Origin of the sequence: Filimonas zeae, from assembly GCF_014641615.1 — a bacterium.
GTDB lineage: Bacteria > Bacteroidota > Bacteroidia > Chitinophagales > Chitinophagaceae > Filimonas > Filimonas zeae.
In genome coordinates this window covers 587,444-613,251 of the sequence record NZ_BMIB01000001.1, presented here as the reverse complement: position 1 = coordinate 613,251, position 25,808 = coordinate 587,444, and the positions used below count along the sequence as shown (strand labels likewise).

Below are 25,808 nucleotides of genomic sequence, written 5' to 3'. Positions count from 1 at the left end.
GTTTAACCGCGCAATTTGACGGCCGTAACAGTTTCAGGGCATTCTTTTTCAACAATTTCCCCATTTTAAATGGGTATCGTTTGAAGAGTGAGGCGTTAACATTGGCCGCATGCCCTTATTTTTGCGCTCTGAAAAAATGTTTATACCATTATGAGGCGAGTTGTAGTAACAGGCTTAGGAGCTTTAACCCCTATAGGAAATAACGTGAATGACTTTTGGAATTCTCTTGTTAATGGCGTGAGTGGTGCGGCACCTATTACCCGTTTTGATGCGGCGAAATTTAAAACCCGGTTTGCCTGCGAACTGAAAAACTTTAATCCACTGGATCATATTGAAAAGGCAGAAGCCCGTAAATATGATGTATATACCCAATACGCTTTAATTGCCGTTGAAGAAGCCATTAAACAGGCCGGCATTGATTTCAGCACCCTTAACAGAAACCGCATTGGCGTAATATGGGGTTCTGGCAACGGCGGCATTCAAACCTTTCAGGAGCAGGTAATGGAATTTGCCAAAGGCGATGGTACCCCACGCTTTAACCCGTTCTTCATTCCTAAAATGATTGTGGACATTGCTTCGGGCATTATTTCTATTAAACATGGCCTGCGTGGTGTAAACTTTACCACCGTTTCGGCCTGTGCTACTTCTAACACAGCCATCATTGATGCGTTTAACTATATTAAATGGGGTAAAGCGGAAATGATTATTACCGGTGGTTCAGAGGCACCTATTAACGAAACCGGCATGGGCGGCTTTAACGCGGTAAAAGCGCTGAGTACGTTTAACGAAAACCCGGCAGTTGCTTCCCGTCCGTTTGATGTAAACCGTGATGGCTTTGTAATGGGCGAAGGTGCAGGCGCCTTAATTCTGGAAGAGTACGAGCATGCGGTAAAACGTGGCGCTACCATACTGGCAGAAGTAGCAGGCGGCGGCATGGCAGGCGATGCCTACCACCTTACCGGCACCCACCCCGAAGGCGAAGGCGCTTACCTGGGTATGGAAGCAGCCCTGGAAGATGCAGGTATTACTGCAGCAGAAATAGACTACCTGAACGCACATGCCACTTCTACCCCACTGGGTGATAACAGCGAACTGAAAGCCACCCAACGTATGTTTGGTGAGCATGCAGCCAAACTACACATCAGCGCTACCAAATCTATGACCGGTCACCTGCTGGGTGCTGCCGGTGCTGTAGAAGCTATAGCCTGTATACAGGCGTTGCAGCACAATCTGATACCACCAACCATCAATACCAAAGACGTAGATCCTGAATTACCTGCGGGCCTTAACCTTACCCTGGGTACTGCTGTGCAGAAAGAGGTGAAATACGCCATGAGTAATACTTTCGGCTTTGGCGGGCATATTGCCACTGCTATTTTTAAGAAAGCATAAGTACACTTGACTTGATTGAAAACCAGTAAGGAAATTCATTGCATTATTTTTTTGGCCAGTTAGAGTAATAGCTATAAACTAAAACGCCCGCTTTTGCGGGCGTTTTAGTTTATAGTACCAAAGGAGGTTCTAAGATAAGGTAGTGTGGATATTTAGTCCTTTAATTAAAGACCAAGATATGAAAAGCTTCTATTGACTTATTTTATAAAACAGTTTTAAGTTTTATAGCTGTGAAAACGTTATACAAACACCGTACTCATCAAACAACCCATCTTTAGAAATTTCCATTTGGAATGCTCTCGCAGGAAAAAGCTTTTCTAAATACATTGACCAAAACTTTACTATAATTTCAGCAAGCTTCAACAGCAATTCTTCATCAGAAGATGCCTCGTCGGCTGCGAGTAAATAAAAATCAGACAAACACAGAGTGTTAACATACCGTTCCATAGACTTTCTATCATCCCCATAAACTTTGTAAAGACCATTATTTGCAATAACAGGATAGTTTTCTTTAAGAAAAACACACCCCGCTTCCTCAATTAAATCCGGCGCTAAAATACCAGCAACAGACAACGCCCCCTCGAGACCTACCAAATTTTGCACGTAATTGAAAAAGCTTTTTATGGGATGCTGCGATGGAAACTTGTCCATTACCTCTATATCGACAAAACTCTTAAGCTCTTTATTCATTTAACTTCAATTAAAGCCCCAAAGCACTAAGTACTTCACCGGGAACATTATTAACAAATATTTCGTTTCACTTCCTTTCTTAGGAAACCAAGCTCCTTTAGGGCTCACATTCCATTCAATGGCCTTTATCCGTTCCACAGATACATCAAACAATGCCCTTCCATCTTTTCCATAAACAATCCTATGCCCATTGCCCAGATTTGCATAAGTACTAGGCTGTCCGGTTAAAGGTAACTGAGTTCCACCTCTCCCCCCTTTACAATCACCTGCACCTCCTTCAACCCTTCAAACATTTTACGATCCAAGATCCCACCAGCCTCATCAGCAATAAACCTTGTTTCTACTGCTGCTACCTCAGCACCAGCGACCTCCCCTACAGCCTCACCTGCTACAACGCCCGAAGCATCACCCACAGCTGCTCCTACAGCAACTTTACCTACACCACTCATGGCCGCACCAATCACCTTACCTCCAACTACAGCAACAGTTAACTTACTGGCAGCTCCGATCCTACTTACAGGAGTACCATAAACAATATCTTTTCCGAGTACCAGGTGATATATATCTGTAAGCGGGTTTAGGTTACGGTTAACCCAATCCAGGCCCCCAAATACATATCCTTTACACATCCAAAAGTTATTCCATTAAACTACTTGAAATCCCGGCCTTTCCCGGGTCACTAAAATAAAGGCGGCACCGGAAGATGTCGCCTTTATTTTTATCCTTATGTGGAACGGGAACCGTTCAACCCGCATCCCTTGCTTAGCATCCCTTAGTTCACCAGCTCCAGATGCAGCTGCCCGAAGTTTTGCAGCGAAGTAAGTTTTAAATCCGCCGCTCCCCAACGCTCTTCTTTCTGCTGACTGTGATGGGGTACCACCACGCACTTCATACGCGCTGCTTTGGCCGCTATCATACCATTAAAAGAATCTTCAAACGCAATGCAACTGGTTGGTGCAGAATTCAGCATCTGGGCGCAGTTCAGGTACACCAGCGGGTGCGGCTTGCCGTAGGGCAGCTCACCGGCAGAAGAAGTTACCTGCAGGTATTCTTTTACCCCTACAATATCCACTACCTGGTCTATCATACGCTGCGGACTGGAAGAGGCCAGGCCTATTTTAAACCCGCGCTGCTTAAAAAACTCGAAAATGTAGTGTACGCCCGGCATGATATGCCCGCGCTGGCCTATTTTCTCCATTACCAGGTCAATAATCCGTATTTCGGCCTTCTCGTCCTCCCGCGGATCTATATTATATTTACGAAACCACCACTGCACAAACTCCCTTGTGCGAAGCCCGGTAGTGGTGGCATATTGTTCGTGTGAAAGTTTAAATCCGTATTGACTAAACAGGTCATCTGCCGCTTCCCCCCATAAAGGTTCGCTATCAATCAACAACCCGTCCATATCAAATATTACCGTATCTATTTGCATGCGCTTTTATTAAAGGCGCAAAGATAGGTTTGTAACAGGTACTACTTTAAGGCAAAGGTTACAGATACGCTAAACTGTAGTTTTATCTTTTTAAAGTCTACATCCAGCCCGCCGCCTGCTGCATCCATTACCGTATTAGCCATCATTCTCACCTGCGGAAAAATTACCGGGCTGCTCTCTTCATTAGGGTCGTTAATGGTAACAGCACCGCCCACTTCTTCACCCAGGGCAGCTGCCAGGTACACCGCTTTGGCTTTGGCAGCTTTAATGGCTTCTATTTTCAGCTGCTTTTTGTACTCTTCCATTTTACTGTGGCCGGTACGTGCAATAGAAAAACTTTGGGTAGCCTCATCGTCCAGTTTATCAACCAGTTGCTCCATCTTCTGTAAATCTGCAAATTTTACCGAATAAGTAATGCTGGCTTTCATGTCCGGATTCTGCTTTTTGTTCTTTTTATAAATCCAGTAATTACCGTCGTGGCCCGAAAAGCTCTGCACACTCACGTCTTTCTCTGTTAACCCTACATTTTTGCACGCGGCCAGGAAATTATTTTTAATGGTTTCCAGGTTTATTTTGCCAGAACCCTTTTTGTCATACTCCTGCAAGGTTACCTGTACATAAATTTCGTCGGGAACTACCTCCATTTCTGCTGTACCGGTCACATTTATAGTCTTTTGCGTTACGCCGGGCTGCTGTGCGGAGGCGGTAAATATGGCAGATACGGCCCCCAGCAATACTAAAATCTTCTTCATAAAACTTGCTTTTATAGAATGATGTTGTAAAAATTATAATTACATAACTACAAAATATATGATCGTTTACCTTAACAATTATTTGACAATGCGTATTTTGCACGCGCTTGTCAGCTAAAAAGACATTAATGAGACGACCGAAAAAACCTCTTACAGAGAGATTGAAACATATAAGGATAGTAAGATCGATAGTGTATGCCATTGTGGGCGCCGTATCTTACCCTGGCCTTGTATGGGTGAACCGTATTAAAATAGAGGGTACTGAGCACATTGAAAAGCTGCCACGGAACAACGTACTATTTGTAAGTAACCACCAGACGTACTTTGCAGACGTAATTACCTTTCTGCACATATTCTGTGCGGTAAAATGGCGCAAACGCAACAGATTAGGCCTGCCCTACTACCTGTTAAGCCCTTTTACCAGTGTTTATTACGTTGCTGCGGAAGAAACCATGAACGGTAGCTTTATCAGCCGCTTTTTTAAACTGGCGGGTGCTTTAACCGTAAAACGTACCTGGCGCAGAAATGCTACGGAAATAAGAACGGGCCTGGACCCTTCCGATACCCGTAAAATTACCCGCGCTTTAAAAACAAGCTGGATTATCACCTTCCCGCAGGGTACCACCAAACCTTTTGCACCTGGCCGTAAAGGCACTGCCCATATTATCAAGAACAACAAACCAGTGGTTGTGCCTGTGGTAATCAATGGTTTCTGGCGTGCTTTTAACAAAAAGGGCCTGGTGTTCAAGAAAAAAGGCTCCCTGTTATCTATCCGCTTTAAAGCACCACTGGTAGTTAACTACGAAGCGCCGGTAGAAGAAATTCTGGACCAGGTAATGGATGCTATAGAACAAAGCAAGAAATACATGCTGAAGGGCAAGCACCATATGAATAAGCTGAAACAGCAGGAAACTGTAGCCGCAGAAGCTGCCGCTGCCACCGCTGTAGCTGTTACGGAAGCTCCGCAACCTCCTCAGGCATAAACTTTTATACTACACCTTATACAAGGCGGGTATATCGTAACCACGGTATACCCGCTTTACATATCTGGCATAGCCAGTGAGTTGCCGGGCCGCATACTTCCGATAGTTGCCTTAGAAGTTAAGGCGCCGGACCTGGTAAATCAACTGGCAACGCACTCAGGTCCGATGTGGGGGCTACCCTGTTACATACAAAACTGTTACAGCCACATGAGTCAGCTTCCCGTTCGTATGCACGGGGCTCCCATGCATACCACGGAGCCTGCCAGTCATATAAATAAGTATAAAAACCCCCAGGAAACGCTTCAGGCACACCAATGCCGCTTCCTGTTCATACCAGTCAGCACTGCCGTTGGGCCCAAAGTAGTACTCACCTGGTACCACCATGTCCGCAACCAGCAGAAGAAAGTACGCAAACACTCCAAAGAAGTACCCAAACATATGAAGTGGCAAATTTTGCATACCAATGGTGCCCACCAGCATCTTCCCCGCAAACCCGGGAACACCAACCAGACGTGCAGCCTGTGCAACAGATACCGGCACCGTACACAAAAATGCCCCTGACAGTAAATCAGGGGCAGTAATTATACCTTTGTGTAAGGCAGCTTCCTGCCTGTACACCTACTTATCTCCGGTAAAAAATGCACGCAGTTCGGTAGCTTCTTCCGGCTTCATTTTACCGGCCAGCACCAGACGCAGCTGTCTGCGGCGCAACGCACCTTCATACAGCGATTTCTCCTCATCGGTTTCCGCAATTACCGGTGGTACCTTGCGGGGGTTGCTGTTAGGGTCAAGCGCTACGAATGTGTAATACGCTTCATTGCTTTCGTAACTGTACTGGTGCAGGTGATCTTCTCCCCATACCTTCAGGTGAATTTCCATAGAGGTGTTGAAGGCACGGGTTACTTTAGCCTCAATATGCACGGTGTTACCCAGCTTTATCGGGGTTTTAAAGCTCAGATTATCTACGCTGGCAGTCATACACGGCGCATTACAATGTTTGCCGGAAGCAATAGCCGCAGCTATATCCATCCAGTACATCAAACGTCCGCCCATCAGATTACCAAACACATTGGTATCGTTGGGCAATACCAGCTCGTTCATTATTGTAAAACTCTCACTGGCCTTTTTTGCTTGCATGGGTTCTGATATCATTTATAAAACAAACGTACACACTAATTCTATGAATAAGGGTACTTATTTCTTTTGCTCTTTGTAATGCACTTCGCTCAGGCTTCTCAGGCGGTCTGCTGCCCACTCAGGGGTAACATCGCGCTGCGGATTGGCCAGCATTTCGTAACCCACCATAAACTTTTTAACGGTAGCAGAACGCAGCAATGGCGGGTAAAAATGCATATGCCAATGCCACTCTTTATGGTCGCCATCGTTTACCGGTGCCTGGTGTATACCGGCAGAGTATGGGAAAGAAATTTCGAACAGGTTGTCGTACTTAGCCGTTAATCTTTTCAGAATATCAGCCAGCGCGGTTCTTTCTGCTGCCGTAAACTCCAGCAGGGTGGTTACGTGCCTTTTGCTTACAATCATGGTTTCGTAAGGCCATACCGCCCAAAAAGGTACCAGCGCTACAAAATGTTCATTCTCTACTACAATACGCTCTTTCTCGGCCAGTTCCAGCTGTACATAGTCGCTCAGCAGGCTGCGTCCATGCTCCTCAAAGTACGCCTTCTGGCGGGCAGTTTCCTTCACTATTTCAAGGGGTAAAGAACCGCCACTCCAGATCTGACCATGCGGGTGCGGGTTGCTGCAACCCATAATCTCGCCTTTGTTCTCAAAAATCTGAATGTATTTAATAGCCGGATTGGCAGATAACTGCTTAAACTCTTCTGTCCACAGCTCCACCACTTTGGTAATGGCAGGAACGGTTAACTGAGGCAGGGTAAGGCTGTGATCGGGCGAAAAGCTGATAACACGGCAGATGCCAGACTCAGAGCGGGCCTGTAACAAACCGCCTTTGTTCAGTTCGCCTACCGGCGTATCGGCCAGTAAAGCAGAGTAATCGTTGGTAAACACAAAAGAATCTGTGTACTGCGGGTTAATACTGCCATCTGCTCTTTTATTGCCGGCACACAGGTAACAGCCAGGGTCGTAAGCAGGCCGGTCATCTGCCGGTAAGGTTTCTACCTTGCCCTGCCAGGGTCTTTTGGTTCTGTGTGGAGACACTAGTACCCAATCACCTGTTAAAATGTTCTGCCGGGTGTGGGGATGTTCGGTAAAATCAAATGTTTGCATAAATGTGCTTGCTATGTTGTTGGAAAGGGGTTTCAGACTTTTTAAATGGCAGGCGCTGAAAGTTGCGGCAAAAATATCCGATCGGGCCTGAAAAAAAAAGGGCAAAATAATTGCGGCCCGTTTACCCTTTTACACATTACAAAATAGTTTGTATGACTTATGCAAAAATTGAAGCGCTGCTGGGCGATAAAGCATCGCTGCTGCAGCACCAGTGCCACACCATTGCTAAAGAGCAGCTGCACCTGCCTTCGCCCGATTTTATAGATAATGTATTCAGCGCCTCTTCGCGCAACATTCCTACCCTGCGTAATCTGCAGGCGTTGTATGGCCATGGCCGTTTGGCAGGTACCGGTTACTTATCTATACTTCCCGTAGATCAGGGAATAGAACACAGTGCAGGCGCCTCGTTTGCCCCCAACCCTATTTACTTCGATCCTGAAAATATTGTTAAACTGGCCATAGAAGGGGGCTGTAACGCAGTAGCTACCACGTTTGGCGGCCTGGCTATGGTATCGCGTAAATATGCGCATAAAATTCCCCTTATTGTAAAAATTAACCACAACGAGTTACTTACCTATCCTAACCAGTACGATCAGATACTTTTTGGTTCTGTTAAAGATGCCTGGAACCTGGGCGCTGCTGCGGTGGGTGCTACTATTTACTTTGGCTCGCCCGAAGCCGGCAGGCAGATAGTGGAAGTAGCCAAAGCCTTTGAAGAAGCACATCAGCTGGGCATGGCCACGATACTCTGGTGTTACCTGCGCAACAATGCTTTTAAGAAAGAGGGTACAGACTATCATGTATCTGCCGACCTTACCGGCCAGGCCAACCACCTGGGCGTAACCATACAGGCCGATATTATTAAACAGAAATTACCTGAAAACAACGGGGGCTTTAAGGCACTGAACACCGGCGGCAGCAGTTATGGTAAACTGGATGACCGTATTTACACACAACTCACCAGCGACAACCCTATTGATCTGTGCCGCTACCAGGTAGCCAACTGTTATATGGGCCGCGCGGGGCTTATTAATTCCGGCGGTGCTTCTTCGGGCGAAGGCGATTTAAAAGAAGCCGTACTCACCGCCGTTATTAACAAACGTGCCGGTGGTACGGGCCTTATATCGGGCCGCAAGGCGTTTCAGCGGCCTTTTAAAGAAGGGGTGGAACTGCTGCAGGCTATACAGGATGTATATCTGGAAAAGCAGGTAACCATTGCTTAAACATTATCACCACCAGTATCGCCGGTAAGGGTAATCAGCAGCCGGGCATGTTCCAGCACCTGAATAGTGTGTGGTTCTTCCCGGTGTATAAACAGCATTTCACCTTTACCGGCTTTATGGTTGTTATTGCCCACCCTGGCCTCTACCCGGCCATCCAGCACCTGCACCGTCATAATACCCGCTGCAGTGTTATCTGTAATACTGGCGCCTTCACGCAGGGTGCTTAATACCACGGTAATGCCGGTGGTTTTAAACAGCGTAATACCATTGCGGTCGTTCTTTTGCCAGGCTTCTTCCGCCTCCAGTTGTTGTATACGTTCTTCCAGGTCTGTTACAATACGATCATCATCAATAGGCCTGCTGCCATCCGGGCGGCGAAACGTGGCGTTATTGCTTTTACTCATAGGTATTCTATTTGGTACACCTACCCTACTACAAGAAACTTACCAGTTGCAGGCACGGTTTTTTAACCAATCTTACAAAAGAATGAGTTATGAAAAACGCAACCATGAAACCGGCCACCAAACCCGTTCAGGTAAAGGGTAAAACAAGGCCCGAAAACAAAGACGATATGGACAGCCGTAAAAACGAAGAACAGGATTTTAAAGGCTCTGATATTACCCATAATAAAAAGGAGACGAAAGCCGAAAAAATGGGTGATAACCAGGGCAGTTAAACATGCATGATAAAGCCGGTACCACTACCGGCTTTATTGTTTACAGAAGGAAGCTGTTATCTTTGAAGCTTGTGTTAAATAAGCGTTATTGATACCACTACTTATTATAGTTACTTCTACCGCCATTATTACCAGCTTGCTGATAGTGGCAATTACCACTATTGCATGGCTGTTGCTACGCCTGCTGCAGGAGCAAAAAAAGCACCGCGCTGCCACAGAACAATACAAGGCACTGGAACGTACCGTACAAGCCAGCCAGCTGGAAACCATTGGCTACAAACTGAATCCGCATCTGTTTAAAAACACGCTCAACACCATTCAAAGCCACGCTTATCAAACGTACTATGCACTGGACAAACTATCCAATGTGCTGGATTATATTCTGTATGAAAGCGACCGGAAGTATGTTACGCTACAGGAAGAAATTGAATTCTGCCTCAGCCTTATTGAGATTAACCGCGTAAAAGTAAGCCCGCTTTTTGACCTGCGGGTAAAGAATAAAGTAGACACCGGTAATGCCCTGTACAATCAGCCACTGATAGCCCCGCTGATTATGATTGACCTGGTAGAGAATGCTTTTAAACATGCCGACCTGCAAAGCGAAAACGCTTTTATTGCCGTGCTGTTTGAATTAAAAGGCCCTGTATTCAGCATTACCGTATCTAATAAAATAAGCAGCAAACCCGCGTTAAAAAAAGAACGCGGCGGCTTTGGTACCGATAGCCTGCAAAAAAGGCTTTCGGTAATTTATCAGGATGATTACCAGCTGAAGCATGGTGCCGAGGGAGATGTATATGTTGCACATTTAAAAATAAACCTGCTTGAGCACAAGAATAAGATGTTTACTGCTGGATGATGAACTGCCGGGCCTTACCTACCTGCGCATGTTGTGTGAGCAGATAGAAGGCGTGGAAGTAGTAAGAGCCTTTAACGATCCGTTAAAGCTGCTGGCAGAAGCAGACCAGCTGGAGTTTGACCTGTGTATTACCGATATTGAAATGCCGGGGCTGAACGGCCTTGCCGTAGCCCGGCTGCTGCAAGGCAAGCCGGTTATTTTTACCACGGCTTATAAAGAATATGCAGCCGAAGCGTTTGACCTGGAAGCCATAGATTATATACGTAAACCTATACAGAAAGAACGGCTGGAAAAAGCGCTGCAAAAGGCTGCAGACAAAATACAGCCACCCGCAGCTGCACCCGGAAGGCAGTTTGTACAACTGAACACCAGCCAGGGCAAGGCGCTTTTGTACTTTGATCAGTTGCTGCTGCTTACCACTTCTGACCAGGACAAGCGGGATAAACTGGCAACACTGGATAACAACCAAACCCTGGTGTTAAAAAACATATCCTTTGATCAGTTACTGAAACTGCTGCCCGCCCAAAGCTTTTGCCGCATTAACAAAAAAGAAATACTGGCGCTGAGAGCTGTCAACTTCTTTTCGCATGAAGAAATTACCACGCATATACCAGGGCCGGATAACAAGCCATTGATACTAACCCTGGGCGAAACCTATAAAGCCGGTTTTACCGCCCGCACAGGCAACAAGCCGCAGGGTACATAATTTCCGGTTTTTGTTACAAAAAACAACCGGTTGATTACACCGTGCTGTTATATCAGCAGGCAATAGAATATGTTTGCCATAGTTTAAAACGGCACCATGAGAAAATACAAAAACCTGCTATTTTATGTAGTTACTATTGCCGCGTTTTCAGCCCTTATTTACTTGTTTTTACACAAGGGCAGATTACTGGAAACCGATAAGGTAAACCACTTTGTTCCCCAGATATCGGCCTCTACCTGGGATCAGTTTAAAGACACTTATTTTCATAACCTTACGCATCCGCTGGCTATACTGTTATTGCAGATTATCACCATTATATTGGTAGCACGCGCCTTTGGCTTTTTGTGTAAGAAGATTAAACAGCCCACCGTAATTGGCGAAATAGCAGCAGGTATTTTTCTCGGCCCTTCTTTTCTCAAAAGCTGGTCGCCGGAAATCTCTGCCTTTTTATTCCCTCCCAACTCCCTCGGCAACCTTCAGTTTCTAAGTCAGATAGGCTTAATACTGTTCATGTTTGTAATAGGCATGGAGCTGGACCTGAAAGTGCTGAAGAACAAAGCCAAAGATGCTGTGGTAGTAAGCCATGCCAGTATTATATTTCCGTTTAGCCTGGGCATAGCCCTCTCCTATTATCTGTACCGCGATTTTGCGCCGGACAACATCAATTTCCTGTCATTCGGCCTGTTTACCGGCATAGCCATGAGCATAACCGCCTTTCCGGTACTGGCACGTATTGTACAGGAACGTGGGCTTTCCAAAACCCGGCTGGGCACCATTGTAATTACCTGTGCGGCGGCAGATGATATTACCGCCTGGTGTATACTGGCTGTGGTTATTGCCATTGTAAAAGCAGGCTCGGTACTCAGTTCACTATATACCATATTAATGGCGCTGGCTTATGTGTTTGTAATGCTGCGCCTGGTACAGCCATTTCTTAAAAGAATAGGCGACAAGTATTCCAACAAAGAAGCGCTGAGCAAACCGGTGGTGGCAGTATTTTTTATCACGCTGCTGCTCTCTTCCTTTACTACCGAAGTAATAGGTATTCACGCCCTGTTCGGCGCATTTATGGCCGGGGTTATTATGCCTGCCAATATCAGCTTCCGTAATATTTTTATTGAAAAGGTAGAAGATGTATCGCTGGTGCTGTTGCTGCCACTGTTTTTTGTGTTTACCGGTTTACGAACCGAAATAGGCCTGTTAAACGATCCGCATATGTGGGGCGTATGTGGTATGATTGTACTGGTGGCCGTAACCGGTAAGTTTGCCGGAAGCGCGCTGGCCGCCAGGTTTGTAGGCCAAAGCTGGCGCGACAGTATATCTATAGGTGCGCTGATGAATACCCGTGGTTTAATGGAACTGATTGTACTGAATATAGGATACGACCTGGGGGTGCTTACACCGGAAGTATTTGCCATGATGGTGCTGATGGCCCTGGCCACCACGTTTATGACCGGCCCCGCGCTGGACCTGGTAAACCGCTTTATGCCCGAACCGCGCGAGCCTGCATTAACAGAAGAATTACAACACGGCATACGCTATAACATACTGGTATCTTTTGGCAACGCTGCCAAAGGTGTTTCGTTAATTCAGCTGGCTAACCGGCTGGTAAAAAAAGCAACCCCCAATGCACATGTAACTGCACTGCACCTTTCGCCCAGTAGCGAGCTGAACCAGTTTAACCAGGATGAGTATGAGCGGGAAAGTTTTGAACCGGTTACCGCAGAGGCGGAAAAGCTGAACCTGCCGCTTACACCATTGTTTAAGCCTACGCTGGATGTAACAGAAGAAATTGTGCATACGGCCAATACCGGCAATTTTGATCTGCTGCTGATAGGTGTAGGCTCCTCCGTATTTGAAGGCACCCTGCTGGGCAAAATACTGGGCTTTACCAACAAGATTATTAACCCGGAAAGATTATACGATACTATTACCGGTAAGGAAAAACTGTTTGATACCTCTGCCTTTGATGAACAGATACGGCAGGTAACCAAAGGGGCTAAATTACCGGTAGGTATTTTTGTTGACAGAAACCTGCCGCAGCTGGAGAATATATTTATACCTATACTTTCCATAAGCGACAGCTTTCTGCTTATTTACGCCCAAAAGCTGATACACAACAGTGAAGCCCGCGTGGTGGTGCTGGATGTAGCAGGTGTAATTAAACAAAACCCTGAGTTTAAAGAAAACATACGGGCTATTGAACAGATAGCACCCAACCATATTGCCTTGTACAGCGGGCGCAATATTGAGCAGGCTTTTCTGGAGCAGCAGCACCTGATGCTGATAAGCCTGGACAGCTGGAAAAAATCGATAGATAACGAAAGCGCCTGGTTAAGCCACACGCCTTCTGTGCTTATTATAAAACCGTAAAGAAAAAAATGCCTGTTACCAGGCATTTTTCATTTGATCGTTCACCCGCTCGGGCGCTTTGGCCGGGCGGTTTTTCCAATCTTTATCGTACCCTACAAAAAACGCAAGCCATATGGTACGCGCCAGCCGCATAAATATCGGCTGCAAAGCCACCAGCAACAACGCATTTGCACCCAACCACCAGAACAGCCGGTTATCGTTTAATGAAAAGCCTATAAATACCCACCAGGCTATAAAGCTGGCCACGCTAACGGCTATAGAAAACGCATAGCTTACATAGCTGGTGCCGTAGTAAAAACCTACTTCAATATCAAACTGCTGTCCGCACACCGGGCAGCTTTCATTCATAGCCAGCGTACTTTTTAAATGATAAGGATTAGGATCCTTAAACATATCACCTCTGCGGCAACGTGGGCAATGGGTATGGCATACACTTACCAGCCAGTTGGGTTTGGCAGTATCATGAGCGTTCATAACAATATATTTAAACGTGTTGAAATTGCTTGCGGAAAGCCTCAGGCGTTATACCTGTATCTTTTTTAAAAAACTTGATGAAATAAGAGCTGTCCTGAAAATTAAGCCGGGATGCTATTTCATGTATACTCAGTTCCAGATTTACCAGCAGGCGCTTTGCCTCCAGTAATATGCGTTTACGTATCAGTTCGCCGGCAGATACCCCCAGATGATCTTTACACAAAGCATTCAAATGGTTGGGTGTAATGTACAGCAGGGCTGCATATTCCTTAGGCAGTTTCAGCACCGCATAGTTTCTTTCTATCAGTTGCTGAAAATTGCGCATTAACGTGGCGTTATAACTTACCGGCAGGGTTTCCGCAACAGGCATGCTTCTTTTAACGGTAATAAACAGCTGTAACAGCATAGCGGCCATCATTTCACGGTTCATAGCGGCCTGGCCCGTCTGTTCTTTCAGTATCTGCTCAAATACGGCCTCTACTTTCTTCTGTTCCGGTGCAGGCAACTGAATTACCTGCGGCCCGGCCATAGGCTCCCAGAACGGAAAATGCTCCAGTACCTGCGAGCGTATAAAAGCCTGTTCAAAAAAACCGTCTGAAAAATTAATTACATACCCATCGGCCGGTACGGTAAAATACCAGTTATGTACCTGGCCGGGCTTCATAAAGTATATAGCGCCTTTTTGTACAGGATAGTGGGTAAAATCAATCACATGCTCACCACTGCCCTGTGTAAAGTAAAGCAGATGGTAGTAGCTGTGCCCGTGAGCAACCTGTAAGTGCGGGTTGTTAGAAAGATATTGCTTAAAGCGGTCTGCCACCCACAACTCATCTTTCGATTTTTCTGCCACCAGGTTTCCAATTCCAAACGTTGGATATTTAAGCTTGCTCATATCCCTTTTGCTTTACCACACAAAGGTACCGCAACAAGCCTACCCGGCTGCTGTATTTTACAGGGGAATCATGGTACTTTTTACGGATGTGTAAAAAGTACCATGAAAACTCATGTGTAACGGAGCATTAATGTACTGCTAACGTATAAGGTTAACAGCCCCCTTTTTTACCACCTGCGTCCCATCTGCCACAGTAACCGTGCATACATACATATAAACGCCTGTTGACTGCCTGGCGCCTTTAAAAGTACCATCCCAGCCCTGCTGCACATCGGTAGTTTCAAAAATCTGCTGCCCCCACTGGTTAAATATTACCATACGCAGCGCTTTCAATGAAAAGCCATACACTTTCAGCACATCGTTATTACCATCCCCATTAGGGGTAAACGTATTGGGTACAAACACACTGGTACGGCATTCTGTAACCGTAACCGTTTTTACGGTATCCTTTGTGCAGCCATAGCTATCCGTAACGGTAAACTTAACATCATACTGCCCGGCCTGCGCGTACATAGCAGCGCCTGTATGTGTATCAGCCGTTTTACCATCTCCATAACTCCATGCCCATGCAACCGCCTGCCCTGCCCCAACGGTATCTGCCGGTATAAAGCGTAATTGCTCACCTGCACAGGCAGGCGCAGGCAAGGTAAAATCTGCAAAGGGTGTACACACTATGGGGGTAAATTCATAAGCGCCCGCATCCGGTGCAGTGGTACTTCTTACCACACCGGTAATATCATCTGTAATGCCGGTACCGGCAGCACCAATATCGTTTACTTTCCGCTCCATGGGGTGCAGATCGCCATTTACCACATCTGCATAAGCAGGGTCTGCAGATACAGAAGCCGCATCGCCCCCTGTACCGGTTTGCAGATCACTCAGTGTTTTATAATCCGTACCGTTTATCTGCCCTATATTATTATCACCATCACCCGTAATATAGTACACACTGTTATCGCTGTTAATAGCATCGCCAAACGTAAATACCGCGTGTGCTTTACCGGTACCATTATGCGTTACCGTTACAATGTTATTACGCAGGGTAACGCCAGTGGCAGAACGGCCAAAACGCAGGCCGGTTAACATACTCCACGGGCTTGTATTGGTATAATTGATATCAATGGTGTTATGCAGAAAAACGCCACCCGACGTTCCGGAAAAAACAGCCGTAACGGTTTCGCAATGAGAGATATCGTAAAACACGTTATTGGTTACCACCAGGCCGCCACCGGGGCTGGAATCGTTGGTACCATCAAATATGCCGAAGAAAGAATTGATACCCGTTTTTTGCGTACCAAACGGATGCGTGAATATATTCTTAGTAATATAGGTACCAAAACTAAAACCTTCAATATACACGTAAGACAGCACAGAAGCCGCCGGGAAAGCGGCATTTCTTACATAGCTGGTGAACGTATTATTTTCCAGATAGGTGGCTGCCGCACCTATAACAGATACCCCGCGCGACCACGCATCTCTTAACAGATTATTGGTAAAATGATTATTGGTATTGGGTGCGCCGGGGTTACTGGCCATGTATATATTGTACTGCCCACCTACAATGGTATCTGCATCAAACACATTTCCATCGCAAAGTCCGTCTTTATTATACTCATCCTTATCACTGCCGTTAATAACCACTGCATAATAACTGTAAGAGTTTCCCACCGTATCTGACAATATGGTACAGTTGCGGAAGGTATTGGCATCTGCATTCTGTAACAGATGCACCCCTACCCCAAAGTGGCTGTTGCGGTCGCTTTCTGCTGGTACGGCATTAATAGTAAGCTGTTTAAAAATAAAATAAGAAGCGCCTCTTAATTTAACCACTGCACGCTCACTTTCATCTGTAGCACTCCAGGCAATGGTGTTGCCATTACCGTTAAATGTAATGGTGTTGGTTTCCGAAGCGCCTGCCACCTGCTCCAGTATCAGCTGCTCCGTATAAGTTCCGCTGCCTGCAGCTACGGTAAACTCCACAGGGCCGTCAATACCACATTTTAAAAAGCTATACGCATCGTTAAAGCTGGCAAAATTCTTTCCGCCGGTGGGCAACGCTTTGTTAATAGTAAAGTCTGTGCCGCTTACCCGTGGGCTAACAGCTACCTGCACTACATTGCTTACACTGCTCTGGCTGGCAAAGGGGCAGGTAGCCTGTAAACGCAAGCCGGTGCTAACTGTTAAAGGTGTGGTATAGCTGCTGCCGGTAGCACCGGTAAAATTTTGCCAGGTGCTGCCGTTATCTGTGGAGTACTGCCACTGGTAGGTAACACCTTCTGTATTGCCCGTCATTCCATCCAGCTGTACCTCAACGGAAGCTCCGGCACACATACTGCTTTTATCAGCCGAAACCCCGTTAATAACAGGCGCTCCGGTGCAGGGGTAAGTGGCTGCCACCCGTACGTTATCTAACCCTATATCCGAATTACCATTATCGGCAATGCCCGCAAAACGAAGAATTACCTGCGAAGCATAGGTAGTAAAAAATACTTCCTTCTTTGTCCATTTAGCGGCAGTAGCCACACTATCCAGCCGCACAAAATCAGCCCCGCCATTGGTGGAAAGCCATATCACCACTTTATCAGTACCGTCTGTATTAATATAATCGAACGAAAGCTTTTTCAGTTCAGGTTCTGCCGTATTAGATGCATTTATATACAGTTGAAGGTATCCCTCGCTGCCATACGTACTGTGAAAGCGGGCAGAGTAATCGCCCGTAGTGGAAGTGGGTGTATACCCCCCAAAATCGGAAGACCAGCTTCCATCTTCATAACGGTCGTTCCGCCGCCACGAGCTGTTACCGGCTGCGGGCCAGTTAAACCAGTTAATGCCCGAGCCCCATGGCTGCGGCAGCAAGCCTGTTTTACAGATGCTTATCCAGCCGCCATCAAAATCTTCTGCAAAAGGCAGGGCCGCATATTGGGCAAAATTGGGTACCGTTACCTGCACGGCATTGCTGTAAGCAGAAAGGCCGGAGCCGGTACAGGTAACCTTTGCGCGGTAATACTGCCCTATAAAAGTATTGGGCAGTTTATACACATAAGGGGTATCGGTTGCGCCCGCTATATCGGCCCATTGCACCTGATCGGCCGATTGCTGCCACTGCACCACTATATCTGTGCCTGCTGAAAAACCGGTAATAAACAGCTTCATTTCTTCGCCGGTACATATAACCGGTAACGCAGCTGTAACAGTACCTGCCACAGGGGTTCCGCTACAGGTTTGCGCATGCAGGGGATAATGAATACATAATACAACAATAAAAAGCAGCAGCGCTTGTACTGCCGCAGTAATGCACACTTTCATAATTGCCGTTAGTTTTGGTAATAAAATTTATTTTATTTCTTTTTTCTGTTGTACAAACACGTTCTGCAAATTGTCTTTTGTTGCAACAGACACTACAGCCTGCTGCTGCACACATGGTAACCATACCGTGCAATACACCACACACCATTCATCAAACGCCTGTACATCAAAGCGGTTTGCACGCATACACCTGTAATAAGCAGTTCTGGTATACATTAAGGTATCATAAAATAACAGCGGGTACATATTTGCATCCGCAACGCTTAACAGCTGTTACGCAATGAATTTATTTTTCAGTAAAGCCATAACTCGTAATATCTTTGAGCCGGCTCTATATCCTACGGCCCTTATTAATCCAATCCAATGTTCAGATACCTGCTGCTCCTCTTACTTACCATTACCTATACCACCGCTACCGCGCAACTCTGCACCGGTAGCCTTGGCGACCCCGTAGTGAATATAGACTTTGGATCTGGCACCAACACCTACGGCAAAGCCCTCCCCGCCTATAGCACCAATTATACTTTTGTAAACAGCAACGGCCCCAACGATGGCAGCTACAGCATTTCAAAAACCAGTACCAGCGGTGCCGCAGATTCCTGGCATGTTACCAACGACCATACCGGCAATTCCAACGGGTATTTTATGATTGTAAACGCAGCCGCAGACACGGGAACTTTTTATACAGACACCATTCACGGCCTTTGCGGCAATACCACCTACGAGTTTGCATCCTGGATTGTAAACCTGAATAAACCCAACAGCATCTGCGGCAACAGCCTTATTTTACCCAACGTAACTTTTATAATAGCAAAGCTGGATGGTACCGTTATTAAAACCATTGAAAGCGGTGATATAGCAGCTACCGAAACCGCCACATGGAAGCAATACGGCGCTTACTTTGTTACACAACCCAATGTGCGCGATGTGGTAATACGTATGCGCAATAACGCGCCCGGCGGCTGTGGTAACGATCTGGGGCTGGATGATATTACCTTTCGCCCCTGCGGCCGTATGATGAATGCGTATGTAGCAGGCAGCAGCAGCGCCACGCAGAATATTTGCCAGGGTACCACCGCCAGAATAAGAATCAATACCATTATTTCCGGTGGTGGCGATGATCCCGCTTACCAATGGCAATCCAGCATAGATGATGGTTTTACCTGGCAGGATATTGCCGGTGCCACCCAAACCAACTATATAGTAGATATACCAGCCAATGCCCTGCCCGGCTATAAAAAATACCGGTTAAGCATTGCAGAAGCAGGCAATATTGCTTCTTACAGCTGCCGCACAGCATCCAATGCCATTTCCGTATACATAAACCCTACACCTGCATTGCAGGTAACCGGCAATGCATCCCTCTGTACGGGCGATACACTACGGGCAACGGTTACCAGCACCAGCAATATCAGCGCAGCATGGAAAGGCCCGGACAACTTTACCGCTACCGGCAACAGCATTGCCATAAACCAGGTAACAGACGGTAACAGCGGCAGGTACTATGTAACCGCTGTGTCTGATAAAGGGTGCAGCAATACCGATTCCAGCCTGGTAACACAGGTGCACCCCACACCCGTTGCCCATGCAGGCACACCGGTTACTATATGCAAAGGAGAAAGAACGCTACTGAAAGGCGCCGGAGGCGGCACCTATCAATGGACGCCCGCCACTTATCTGTCCAACGCCAATGCTGCAACCCCCACCGCAACGCCGCTCAGCAGCACCCAATACCAGCTTACAGTTACCACTGCATATGGCTGTACCGATACTGCTTCTGTATACATTACGGTTATGGATGTGCCTGCCACCCACGCAGGGGACGACCAGATAATTGCCCACGGCAAAACAGCACAGCTTAACGGCAGCTACAGCGGCGTTGCCGATACCTGGTACTGGACGCCTGCCGCACTATTAAGCAACGCAGGCAGCCTTACCCCCTACACCACCCCCGAAGAGCCGGTATTGTTTACCCTGCATGTTACCAACCCATGCGGTACTACTACAGATGATGTGTGGATTGAAGTGGTGCGGGATATTATTGTACCCAATGCCTTTTCGCCCAATGGCGATGGTATACATGATACCTGGTTAATACCGGAGCTGAGGCTGTACCCCAATACAGAAGTGAGTGTGTTTGGCCGCTTTGGTGCGCGTGTATTTTATAGCAAAGGATACAGCAAACCATGGGATGGCACTTATAACAACAAAAAGGTGCCCGCAGGCACCTATTATTATCTGATCGATTTAAAAAACGGCAGTCCGCGCCGCAGTGGCAGTGTACTGGTTTTATAGTTATTCGTATTTAGCCGGCTGCCCTTTGGCAGGTATAGATTCTCTGATAAACGTACGCAGGTTTTCATTGGCGGCCGCCAGGTCTTCCTTACGCAGGTACATCATATGTCCGCTGCGGTACCCCTCCCATTTCAGGCGCCCCTTCAGCCTGCCACCGGGGTCCATCTGCCACATGCTGTATTTGGCGTTGAAATAATCGCAGGCTCCATCGTAATAACCACTCTGCACCAGCAGGTGCAGAAAAGGGTTCTGTGCAATGGCCTGGCGGAGGTTTTCACCGGTTTGGTTGTTCTGGTTATCCCAGGGCCATACCTTGCCAAACATATTGTATTTTAAATCGGTTTTATATTTCAGCTCTTCGCGCAGGTAAATATTAATAGCCGGGGTAAAAGACTGTAACCAGGCGGTAAGCTCTGCATTGTAGTCCGGCTCGCTACCGCCGTTCTGCTTGTCAATACCCTTATAGCGCGAATCCAGTCGCCCTACGGTAAAACCCTGCTCACGCAACAGTTCTTTCCAGAACAGGTTAAACGATACATTCAGGTTATTCTCCTGCACCACTTTTTCTGCAATACCGCTGTAACGGGCTATTTTGCCTGCAATGGCATTACGTGCCTGCACATCCAGCGAGCCGCCGCGCGAAAGGGCGGGTATCAGTTCCTGAATAGTAAACTGCTCCACCTCGGGCAACAGGGCTGTAAGTTCTTTCTGTTGCAAATCGGCCGGTAGTTTTTTGTGGTACCAGGCAGTAGCTGCAAAATAAGGCAGCTTTAATGCTGCATCCAGCGGGCCATTACGGTCAATACCCAGCTCGGTAGGCGATACCAGAATTACCCCGTTCAGGTACATCCAGTGCGCATTCTGTAACTCCAGCGCCAGCCCCGATACACGGGTGGTGCCATAGCTTTCGCCAATTAAAAACTTGGGAGAAGCCCAGCGGTTTTTACGGGTAACAAAAGTGTTAATCCACTCTGCCAGGTATTTAATATCCGCATTAACCCCAAAAAACCGGGAGCCTGGAACATCTTTATGCACCGGTCTGGAATAGCCGGTGTTTACAGGGTCTACATATACAATATCCGCCACATCCAGTATCGAATGCGGATTATCGCGCAGCCCGAAAGGCTGTACCGGATAGCCCTCATCATCTATATTCAGCAAACGCGGGCCGGTATAACCAATCTCCATCCATACAGATGGGGTGCCAGGCCCGCCGTTGAAAGAAATAACCAGCGGACGGCCGGATTTATCCCTGATATCCTCCCGCTCATAGTACGTGTAAAAAACACCGGCCACAGGTCTGCCATCCTCATCCCACACCGGTAAACTGCCGGCGGTAGCGGTGTACGGCACTTTTTGCCCCTTAATAGTTACCTCATGTCTGGTAACTACCGCAGAATAAACCTGCAGAATACGGCCGGGAGATACCGGCATTTCGTTTTTAGAATTGCCCTCCTGCGCACGGGCAGTACCTGCCGCTGCCAGCGCAGCCACCCCCAACAAGGGTAGTAGAAATTTTCTCATGGTAAATTGAATTTTGATAATGCAGGCCTAAATGTAACAGAATCAACGCAAACAACGACGCCTGCATTTGTTTATATCCGGGCTGATTTGTACATTCGTAGTATCTCCGATACCTGTAAAAACCGGCATTAAACTCCATCCATCCTACGTAAAACCGGTAATCTGTTTTTTTAACCGAACCGTAAGAACATGCCGCAACCCGAAGTAAAGATTGTACATATACAGTCTGCCACTGTATCTACCTGTAACTTTAACCGGTTTACAGCCAGGCTTACCCGCCGCCATCTGATAATACGCCAGGCCACCACCTTACAATCCTTTCTGTTATCAGATATCATCAGTATTACTATTTTCAATAATGCACCCGTATACCAGCAACAGGTACGCAGCTTTATTAAAAGAAGAAAACAGCTGTACTGGTTTATGCTTACACCAGCCATTGCACTGGCTATCAATTACCTGCCAATAGGTTTTCAGGCACAGTTATATGCCTGGGTGGCAGCCCCTTTTCTGGCCCTGCTTATCTGTGCTTTTATGCCCGTAGCTGCCACTGCTGCGGAAATGCGCTGCGGACTGATTATTGAAACGCCCGAAGGCACTTATACCTACCCTTTTACCGGCAACCAGATATCTGCCAAAGCTACCGGCCACTTTTTACAGCAACTGAAACAACAAAAAGCCGCCGTGGAATAGGCTGAAAACACTTTCGCTGAAATTTTTCACCAGTTCGCTTGCAAATGCAGAAAGCATAAATTATATTTATAACAGCCACAGCTGCATGAGAATCTGCTTCGAACTGTTCCTGCCATTGACCGGAAGAACTTCTTCCGTGTAACTGATTTATACTATACGCACATGAGAAAACAGCAGCCTATACACGCTGCAGGTGCCGCATTGCCGTGCACGCTGCCGCCAACACCATTATTGCAGAAAACTGCGCCATCACATTATTATTTACCCGCTTTTGCCCCCATGGGGGCATTGTAAACACCTGCATCTAAAACCGTTACCCACTTTTACAGATTGCTATAATATTATACCCATGGCTTTTTCTCATGTAACCATGGGATACGCGGGCCGCCTGTTCAGGTGGCCCTGTTTATTAAAAAGTGGCACAGTTTTCATAGAGAGATAAGTGTACTCACTAAAAACGTAAACTATGAAAAATCTGATAATAGCCTTTTGTACAATGGCCACTTTATCAGTGGCTTGTAAAAGCAAATCCAGTGCAGATGAGATAGGAATAGCCAAACAGGCCACTATAGATTCTGTTAATGCCGTTAACAATGCCCGGCAGCAGGTAATCGACTCTGTTAACCTGGAAAAGATAGAGCAGGCCAAACAGGAAAAAGCCAACGGCTCGCGTTTGCGCTCCGGCAGTTCTTCATCCTCAGGCAGTTCCGCCTCCACCAGTGCGCCCGCCACTACCCAGCAAAAAAAAGGCTGGAGCAGTACCGCTAAAGGCGCAGTGATAGGTGCGGGTGCAGGTGCGCTTACAGGCGCCTTAGTATCTAAACAAAAAGGTACCGGTGCCATAGTCGGCGGTGTACTGGGTGCAGGCGCAGGTGCCGCAACCGGTGCTATTATAGACAAAAACAAGAAAAAGAAGCAACAGCAATAACTTACGTGGACACTGATGAAGAAGGGATAAGGGAGCAGTAGTACTGCTCCCTTGTGCGTTTTATAAACACTACTCCGTACTTTTGCAGCCTTATCTGCATGCAAATATACTCAGCCCTCCAGCGAGGTGATTTTCACCTCAACCATTGCGAAGATTACCTGTACATTGACCATATCGACAGCAATACCCTGCTCTGTGCTGTAATGGACGGTTGCACCATGGGTAAAGACAGCTACTTCGTTGCTACACTCACCGGCAAGCTGCTACGCAAAATCTGCAAAACAACGGGTTACACAGAATTTCTGAAAGGCCACCCCATTGCAGAACCGGAAGAGCGTTTGAAAGCCATTCTTAAAGAATTATTTCAACAACTGAATCAGGCAAAAAACACCCTGATGCTGGAAGAAAAAGAGTTGCTTACTACACTGATTATATCGTTGACGGATATACGTGACAAAAAGGGACTGATATTGGTAGTGGGCGATGGTGTTGTTTCTGTAAACGGCCAACTGACAGAATTTGATCAGGACAACCGCCCCGATTACCTGGGCTTTCATCTGGCAACGCCATTTGAGGAATGGTATAACGCACAGCATCAAAAAATAACCTTTTCCAACCTCCGCGATCTTACTATTGCCACAGACGGTATTACGCTGTTTCAGCCTACTACTTCACAGGCTTCTACTATTAATCCGGCTATATTTTTAACTACCGGCAGCACATTTGAAGAAAAGGAAGACAGACTGAATTTATTGCTGAAGCAACTGGAGCATGAACACCACCTTATTCCTGGTGACGACCTGGCTATTATCAGAATTACTTTATAACAGGCTAACGGTATATTTTCCTGCCCTTCTGCACCAACTCCTTACCTACCAGGTAACGGATAGCCCGTATTACGGTTTCCACCCGCAAACCGGTTAAATCGGCTATTTGCTGGCGGGTAAGGGTAACGGGGTATAATTCCTCTGTAAAACCATCGCGTTCTTTTAAAAAATCAATCAGGGTAATAATGCGGTGCCCGGCATCGTACAAGCTTATTTCGCGGGCTATTACCGATTTAAAGTATAAGCGTTGGGAAAGCGTTTCCAGCAAGCGCAGTTGCACATCAAAATGTTGTTGCAGCAGGTGTATAAACTTTGCCTTTTCCAGCACCAGCACTTCACAGTCAGTAATAGCCACTGCTGAGGCCGGGTAACCTGCCTCTATAAACAACGGCGGTTCCGCAAAGCTTTGCCCGGCTTTAAACAGGCCCTGTATAAACTCCTGCCCGTTCTCGCCGGTGTTTATCATTTTTACCTCGCCTGTTACCAGCTGAAAGTAAAAACGTGCTTTGTTCCCTTCCTTCAGCAACAATTGCCCACGGGTATAGGTACGTAGCACAGCACCAGCCTGAATAAGAAGTTCGTAGTCCAACATTTTTACTGATTATGATCCAGGTCATAAACCCGGCGTAAAACGATTCGTTCCTTTACGGTACAAAAACAATAGTTATGGCAACCATATACATCAACCACCGCACTCCCGTTCAAACCACTGCCCCCCATCCCCTTACCGCACGCAAAAATAACTACCTGAAACGTTTTTTACAATTTGCAGAAAACCAGCAACCCAACAGCTTTGGCTGGCTGGCAGTGGCCCTGTTTGCGCAGGGATGTCTGCTGGCACCGGTAACCATTCTGGCCATTGTACAAAACGGTAATTCACTGGGTCTGTGGATGGCCTGTATTCTTACCTTTGTAATAACAGAGGTTACCAACCTGGCAGCCATGCCTACTAAAATTACCATTCCTGTATTTTTTGCCGGTGCCATAACAGACCTGGCAGTAATTGCACTGGCGTTTGTGTTGTAAGTATAAAAAGGAGCAGATATGAAAAAAGATATAGAGAACAGGCAGGACATTCAGTTACTGGTAGATAATTTTTATACAAAAGTAAAAGCCGATGCCACCATCGGCTACTTTTTCAGCGAGGTAGTACCTGTAAACTGGCAATCGCACCTGCCCCGCATGTACAGCTTCTGGGAAACCGTGCTGCTGGGCCAGGCATCGTACAAAGGCAATCCGTTATTAAAACATATAGATATTAATCGTTTGCAACCACTGCTGGATAAACACTTTGACCAGTGGCTGGTATTATGGCACCAGACTATCAACGAGTTGTTTGATGGCCCCATAGCAGAAAGCGCCAAACGCAAGCCAGAGCAAATGAAAATAATCATGCTGAGTAAAATGCATCCACTGCCTTCCTCCCTGCTATAACCAAAGGCATTATATATACAACAAATACGATTGTATAGCTATTGCCCTGCCGGTTCGTAAACACCAACTTTGCCTGTATAGAAGAATCAGGAATTCATTATCCTA

General features: G+C 46.7%; 27 protein-coding genes. 14 read left to right on the top strand and 13 right to left on the bottom strand.

Features of this window, described 5'->3' with window-relative positions; translation table 11 throughout:
* The first annotated feature begins 150 nt into the window (after positions 1-150).
* The gene (fabF, locus tag IEY13_RS02620) at positions 151-1,392 is read left to right on the top strand and encodes a beta-ketoacyl-ACP synthase II (RefSeq protein ID WP_188950398.1); all 1,242 of its coding nucleotides are present in this window, start codon (positions 151-153) and stop codon (positions 1,390-1,392) included.
* A 222-nt stretch (positions 1,393-1,614) separates the two neighbouring features.
* Here the strand turns inward: fabF and IEY13_RS02615 are convergent, their stop codons facing one another.
* The 4 genes from IEY13_RS02615 to IEY13_RS02600 form a co-directional block, all read right to left on the bottom strand.
* Positions 1,615-2,082, bottom strand: coding sequence for a hypothetical protein (locus IEY13_RS02615; protein WP_188950396.1), 468 nt, complete (start codon positions 2,080-2,082; stop codon positions 1,615-1,617).
* A gap of 224 nt (positions 2,083-2,306) precedes the next feature.
* Positions 2,307-2,711, bottom strand: coding sequence for a hypothetical protein (locus tag IEY13_RS02610; RefSeq protein ID WP_188950394.1), 405 nt, complete (start codon positions 2,709-2,711; stop codon positions 2,307-2,309).
* Between the two features lie 143 nt (positions 2,712-2,854).
* Entirely contained in the window at positions 2,855-3,514 is a 660-nt protein-coding gene (gene hxpB / locus IEY13_RS02605) for a hexitol phosphatase HxpB (RefSeq protein WP_188950392.1), read from the bottom strand.
* A gap of 41 nt (positions 3,515-3,555) precedes the next feature.
* On the bottom strand, positions 3,556-4,266 hold the full coding sequence (locus IEY13_RS02600) for an SIMPL domain-containing protein (protein WP_188950390.1): 711 nt from the start codon (positions 4,264-4,266) through the stop codon (positions 3,556-3,558).
* Between the two features lie 128 nt (positions 4,267-4,394).
* On the opposite strand from IEY13_RS02600, the gene IEY13_RS02595 reads away from it, so the two are divergent.
* Entirely contained in the window at positions 4,395-5,249 is an 855-nt protein-coding gene (locus tag IEY13_RS02595) for a lysophospholipid acyltransferase family protein (RefSeq protein WP_188950388.1), read from the top strand.
* Between the two features lie 207 nt (positions 5,250-5,456).
* On the top strand, positions 5,457-5,810 hold the full coding sequence (locus IEY13_RS02590) for a hypothetical protein (protein ID WP_188950386.1): 354 nt from the start codon (positions 5,457-5,459) through the stop codon (positions 5,808-5,810).
* A gap of 57 nt (positions 5,811-5,867) precedes the next feature.
* On the opposite strand, the gene IEY13_RS02585 is transcribed toward IEY13_RS02590, so the two are convergent.
* The gene (locus tag IEY13_RS02585; RefSeq protein WP_188950384.1) at positions 5,868-6,386 is read right to left on the bottom strand and encodes an acyl-CoA thioesterase; all 519 of its coding nucleotides are present in this window, start codon (positions 6,384-6,386) and stop codon (positions 5,868-5,870) included.
* A 57-nt stretch (positions 6,387-6,443) separates the two neighbouring features.
* On the bottom strand, positions 6,444-7,496 hold the full coding sequence (locus tag IEY13_RS02580; RefSeq protein WP_188950382.1) for a UDP-glucose--hexose-1-phosphate uridylyltransferase: 1,053 nt from the start codon (positions 7,494-7,496) through the stop codon (positions 6,444-6,446).
* A 152-nt stretch (positions 7,497-7,648) separates the two neighbouring features.
* On the opposite strand from IEY13_RS02580, the gene IEY13_RS02575 reads away from it, so the two are divergent.
* Positions 7,649-8,719, top strand: coding sequence for a class I fructose-bisphosphate aldolase (locus IEY13_RS02575; RefSeq protein ID WP_188950380.1), 1,071 nt, complete (start codon positions 7,649-7,651; stop codon positions 8,717-8,719).
* On the opposite strand, the gene IEY13_RS02570 is transcribed toward IEY13_RS02575, so the two are convergent.
* Positions 8,716-9,123, bottom strand: a complete 408-nt coding sequence (locus IEY13_RS02570) for a cupin domain-containing protein (protein WP_188950378.1) — start codon at positions 9,121-9,123, stop codon at positions 8,716-8,718. The two genes, IEY13_RS02575 and IEY13_RS02570, sit on opposite strands and share 4 nt — an antisense overlap.
* Before the next feature lie 89 nt (positions 9,124-9,212).
* Between IEY13_RS02570 and IEY13_RS02565 the strand changes: the two genes are divergently transcribed.
* The 4 genes from IEY13_RS02565 to IEY13_RS02550 all read left to right on the top strand — a co-directional run bounded on the left by IEY13_RS02565 (position 9,213) and on the right by IEY13_RS02550 (position 13,330).
* Complete coding sequence (locus IEY13_RS02565; RefSeq protein ID WP_188950376.1) at positions 9,213-9,395, top strand: hypothetical protein; 183 nt, start codon at positions 9,213-9,215, stop codon at positions 9,393-9,395.
* Between the two features lie 88 nt (positions 9,396-9,483).
* Positions 9,484-10,251 carry a sensor histidine kinase gene (locus IEY13_RS02560; RefSeq protein WP_229687684.1) on the top strand — a complete coding sequence of 256 codons (768 nt, stop codon included), beginning with the start codon at positions 9,484-9,486 and terminating at the stop codon, positions 10,249-10,251.
* Positions 10,217-10,957 carry a LytR/AlgR family response regulator transcription factor gene (locus IEY13_RS02555; protein ID WP_188950375.1) on the top strand — a complete coding sequence of 247 codons (741 nt, stop codon included), beginning with the start codon at positions 10,217-10,219 and terminating at the stop codon, positions 10,955-10,957. Before IEY13_RS02560 ends, IEY13_RS02555 begins: the two co-directional genes overlap by 35 nt.
* 96 nt (positions 10,958-11,053) lie before the next feature.
* The gene (locus tag IEY13_RS02550; RefSeq protein ID WP_188950373.1) at positions 11,054-13,330 is read left to right on the top strand and encodes a cation:proton antiporter domain-containing protein; all 2,277 of its coding nucleotides are present in this window, start codon (positions 11,054-11,056) and stop codon (positions 13,328-13,330) included.
* A 15-nt stretch (positions 13,331-13,345) separates the two neighbouring features.
* Here the strand turns inward: IEY13_RS02550 and IEY13_RS02545 are convergent, their stop codons facing one another.
* From IEY13_RS02545 to IEY13_RS02530, 4 genes are all read right to left on the bottom strand, one after another.
* Positions 13,346-13,804 (bottom strand): DUF983 domain-containing protein, encoded by a 459-nt coding sequence (locus IEY13_RS02545; RefSeq protein WP_188950372.1) that lies wholly within the window; start codon positions 13,802-13,804, stop codon positions 13,346-13,348.
* Between the two features lie 10 nt (positions 13,805-13,814).
* A complete protein-coding gene (locus IEY13_RS02540) occupies positions 13,815-14,696 on the bottom strand; it encodes a helix-turn-helix domain-containing protein (RefSeq protein WP_188950369.1) in 882 nt (293 codons plus the stop codon).
* Between the two features lie 138 nt (positions 14,697-14,834).
* The gene (locus IEY13_RS02535) at positions 14,835-18,002 is read right to left on the bottom strand and encodes a DUF8696 domain-containing protein (RefSeq protein WP_188950367.1); all 3,168 of its coding nucleotides are present in this window, start codon (positions 18,000-18,002) and stop codon (positions 14,835-14,837) included.
* 27 nt (positions 18,003-18,029) lie between these two features.
* A complete protein-coding gene (locus tag IEY13_RS02530; protein ID WP_188950365.1) occupies positions 18,030-18,188 on the bottom strand; it encodes a hypothetical protein in 159 nt (52 codons plus the stop codon).
* Positions 18,189-18,365: 177 nt separating this feature from the next.
* Between IEY13_RS02530 and IEY13_RS02525 the strand changes: the two genes are divergently transcribed.
* Positions 18,366-20,297 (top strand): T9SS type B sorting domain-containing protein, encoded by a 1,932-nt coding sequence (locus tag IEY13_RS02525; RefSeq protein WP_188950363.1) that lies wholly within the window; start codon positions 18,366-18,368, stop codon positions 20,295-20,297.
* Here IEY13_RS02525 and IEY13_RS02520 read toward each other — a convergent pair whose 3' ends face one another.
* Positions 20,298-21,821, bottom strand: coding sequence for a S10 family peptidase (locus IEY13_RS02520; RefSeq protein ID WP_188950361.1), 1,524 nt, complete (start codon positions 21,819-21,821; stop codon positions 20,298-20,300).
* A 189-nt stretch (positions 21,822-22,010) separates the two neighbouring features.
* Here IEY13_RS02520 and IEY13_RS02515 point away from each other — a divergent pair, with 189 nt between their 5' ends.
* From IEY13_RS02515 to IEY13_RS02505, 3 genes are all read left to right on the top strand, one after another.
* Positions 22,011-22,514, top strand: coding sequence for a hypothetical protein (locus IEY13_RS02515; protein WP_188950359.1), 504 nt, complete (start codon positions 22,011-22,013; stop codon positions 22,512-22,514).
* Positions 22,515-22,980: 466 nt separating this feature from the next.
* Positions 22,981-23,442: a YMGG-like glycine zipper-containing protein gene (locus IEY13_RS02510; RefSeq protein WP_188950357.1), complete on the top strand. Its 462-nt coding sequence runs from the start codon at positions 22,981-22,983 to the stop codon at positions 23,440-23,442.
* Between the two features lie 98 nt (positions 23,443-23,540).
* Positions 23,541-24,269, top strand: coding sequence for a protein phosphatase 2C domain-containing protein (locus tag IEY13_RS02505; protein ID WP_188950355.1), 729 nt, complete (start codon positions 23,541-23,543; stop codon positions 24,267-24,269).
* A gap of 4 nt (positions 24,270-24,273) precedes the next feature.
* On the opposite strand, the gene IEY13_RS02500 is transcribed toward IEY13_RS02505, so the two are convergent.
* Complete coding sequence (locus tag IEY13_RS02500; RefSeq protein WP_188950353.1) at positions 24,274-24,861, bottom strand: Crp/Fnr family transcriptional regulator; 588 nt, start codon at positions 24,859-24,861, stop codon at positions 24,274-24,276.
* A gap of 74 nt (positions 24,862-24,935) precedes the next feature.
* Between IEY13_RS02500 and IEY13_RS02495 the strand changes: the two genes are divergently transcribed.
* Both IEY13_RS02495 and IEY13_RS02490 read left to right on the top strand, forming a co-directional pair.
* On the top strand, positions 24,936-25,295 hold the full coding sequence (locus tag IEY13_RS02495; protein WP_188950352.1) for a hypothetical protein: 360 nt from the start codon (positions 24,936-24,938) through the stop codon (positions 25,293-25,295).
* 18 nt (positions 25,296-25,313) lie between these two features.
* Positions 25,314-25,703, top strand: coding sequence for a group III truncated hemoglobin (locus IEY13_RS02490; RefSeq protein WP_188950350.1), 390 nt, complete (start codon positions 25,314-25,316; stop codon positions 25,701-25,703).
* Positions 25,704-25,808: the final 105 nt, after the last annotated feature.